This window comes from Candidatus Hepatincolaceae symbiont of Strigamia maritima (assembly GCF_055505085.1).
In genome coordinates this window covers 1-2,790 of the sequence record NZ_DBKDTU010000074.1, presented here as the reverse complement: position 1 = coordinate 2,790, position 2,790 = coordinate 1, and the positions used below count along the sequence as shown (strand labels likewise).

3 protein-coding genes are annotated in these 2,790 nt (G+C 28.9%); 1 reads left to right on the top strand and 2 read right to left on the bottom strand.

Going from position 1 to position 2,790, the window contains the following annotated elements:
* The first annotated feature begins 20 nt into the window (after positions 1-20).
* Positions 21-1,634, top strand: coding sequence for a phosphoenolpyruvate carboxykinase (ATP) (gene pckA, locus ACQCX0_RS01640; protein ID WP_462562400.1), 1,614 nt, complete (start codon positions 21-23; stop codon positions 1,632-1,634).
* Here pckA and ACQCX0_RS01635 read toward each other — a convergent pair.
* Both ACQCX0_RS01635 and ACQCX0_RS01630 read right to left on the bottom strand, forming a co-directional pair.
* Positions 1,624-2,400, bottom strand: coding sequence for a trypsin-like serine peptidase (locus ACQCX0_RS01635; RefSeq protein WP_462562399.1), 777 nt, complete (start codon positions 2,398-2,400; stop codon positions 1,624-1,626). The two genes, pckA and ACQCX0_RS01635, sit on opposite strands and share 11 nt — an antisense overlap.
* A gap of 59 nt (positions 2,401-2,459) precedes the next feature.
* On the bottom strand, positions 2,460-2,790 hold a 331-nt coding region (locus tag ACQCX0_RS01630; RefSeq protein WP_462562398.1), incomplete at its 5' end, for a hypothetical protein.

Here is a 2,790-nt window from a genome sequence, read left to right as displayed (position 1 = left end):
AAAGAATATAGAGCTATAAGATGAATTTAATTAAGCAATTAAAAGAATATGATATTTATACAAACAAAGAGGTTTTTTATAACCTTTCCTATGATGACTTTTATAATCATGAAATAGTTTCTGCTCCTATAGATTATGAGAGAGCTAAAAAAACTAATTTAGGAGCAATTGCAGTAGATACAGGAAGATTTACCGGACGCTCCGTAAAAGATAAATATATTGTTGCTGCTGAAAATATTTGGTGGGCAAAGGATGGTTCATACAATAATTCTATATCTACAGAGGCTTGGGAACATTTAAAATTTTTAGCAACTCAACAACTCAGTGATAAAAAATTATATATAATGGATGGTTTCTGTGGTACAAATCTAGAAACAAGACTATCCGTACGTTTAATTACAGAAGTAGCTTTTATGGCACATTTCTTTAAGAATATGTTTATTCGTCCTACCACAGAAGAATTAAAATCTTTTAAACCTAATTGGATTATTTTAAACGCTTGTAAAACTAAATGTGATGCATATAAGAAATATGGCTTAAATTCAGAAACTTTTATAGGGATTAACTTTACAGAAAGAATGACTGTAATAGGAAATACTTGGTATACTGGAGAAATAAAAAAAAGTATTTTTTCTATTATGAATTACTTGTTACCCTTACAAGGAATAGGATCTTTTCATTGTTCAGCAAATCTTGGCAAAAACGGAGATTCAGCTTTGTTTTTTGGACTGTCAGGTACCGGTAAAACTACTCTTTCTACAGATTCTGAGCGTTTATTAATAGGAGATGATGAGCATGGATGGGATAATAATGGTATTTTTAATTTAGAAGGAGGATGTTATGCTAAAACTATTAATCTTTCCCAAAAAAATGAACCTGATATTTATAAAGCTATTAAACGTAATGCTTTATTAGAGAATGTCAAAGTTTTAGAGGATACTACCATAGATTTTTACGATAATACTAAAACAGAAAATACTCGAGTATCATATCCTATTTATCATATTAATAATATTGTGAAACCGGTATCACAAGCTAAACATCCTAATAAAATTATTTTTCTAACCTGTGATGCCTACGGGGTACTGCCACCGGTTGCTAAACTATCTATTGAACAGGCTATGTATCAGTTTTTATCAGGGTATACGGCAAGAATTCCCGGCACGGAGGTAGGGTTAAAAGAACCTATTGCTGTATTTTCATCATGTTTTGGGGAACCATTTTTATTGTTGCACCCAACTAAATATGCAGAAATTCTGTATGATAAAATGTCTACACATAATAGTAAAGCCTATTTAGTGAATACAGGTTGGACAGGAGGTAGTTACGGAGATACAAGGGGGCAGAGGATTCCTATTAAGGATACAAGAGCAATTATTAATGCAATATTAAGTGATAGCCTTGATAAGGCTATCTTTATTAATGATCAGTATTTTGGTTTTAAAATTCCAATATCATTACCTAAGGTAGATAATAATTTATTAAATCCAAGTAATGCTTGGGAAAATAAACAGAATTATAACACTGTATATAAAAATCTAATTAGCTTATTTATACAGAATTTTAAAAAATTTACTAATACTCCTTTGGGAAAAAAGTATGAGAGCTATGGTCCTCAAATACCTATTGAGTAGAAACATTATCTAATTTTACTGAAGAAGCAGGAACAATTAAGTTAACAATGGTTTTCTTTTTAGTTTTTTTATTTTTTTGGGTTAAAGTTGCTGCATATACACCTACTATTTCCATAAACTTAGTTTGATTATTAATAGCTATAGCTAAACTACCTAAAAGCGGTTCAAATGTATCATCACAAACTTGTAATAAAAAAGGACTATTTTTATTGGTATTAGTATCATTAAAATCAATAGCTTCTTTATTTAATTTACAAGATTGTGAAGCAAAAGATTTAAATTTATTATTATATCCTGCTAATATAATTTTATGATTTTTTAAATATTCACTAGTAACAGGAGCTTTATTAATAGGAATATAACCGGTTGTATTAACCGCAGGATTATCTAATAACAAAACCACCCACGCATTTTTCATTTGGTTGATATTTTGTGGCGGATACACCATTTTAGGCATAATATATGAAATAATTTTACTTTTATATAAGAGATATCCATCATGAGAGTATCCAGCACTAAATTCTAAATCTTTTGCTTCACTAGGTTTTTGGGTATCATCGTCAAAAATACAATATGCAGAGGCAAGTAATTCATATTTTCCAATAATAGCTGCCGTACATTTTTTACTCTTATTCTCTAATATTCCTAAAGCTGTCCAAGGCTTTAAATTAGTATTTAAAGATATAGGAGTTTTAGTATTGGCATCAACTAGCGATGTAAAAACTAACATAATAAAGGTAGATAAGTATACAAGTTTATTTGCCATAAATTCTAATAGTTTCCTAATAATATCACTATTATAGTATACAATAAATATCTAATATCTCAATAATTATTTTTAATATTAGCTAAGATATCTTGAGCTTGAATCCATTCGGTACTGCTTTTATCTAAATATTCTATAGCTTTATTTACTAAAGAATTAGCCAGCTTGATATTTCCTAATAGTAGAGCTTCTTCTGCCAAAGCTAATTGAGAAGCAGGAATATTCCCTATTTTTCCAAGTACTAAAGATTTTAAGTGCCAAGCACCAGGTATATCATGATTAATTTCTAAAGCAATATTAAGATTTATTAAAGCAAATGCTAAATATTTTGTATCATTAGTATTAAATTGTGCTTGTGCAAGTTTAATATATAAGAGATAATTATTATAT

Bases quoted from the DNA above. Each gene is read 5' to 3' on its own strand.
- ACQCX0_RS01635 (WP_462562399.1), bottom strand. From the start codon at position 2,400: ATGGCAAATAAACTTGTATACTTATCTACCTTTATTATGTTAGTTTTT.
- pckA (WP_462562400.1), top strand. From the start codon at position 21: ATGAATTTAATTAAGCAATTAAAAGAATATGATATTTATACAAACAAA.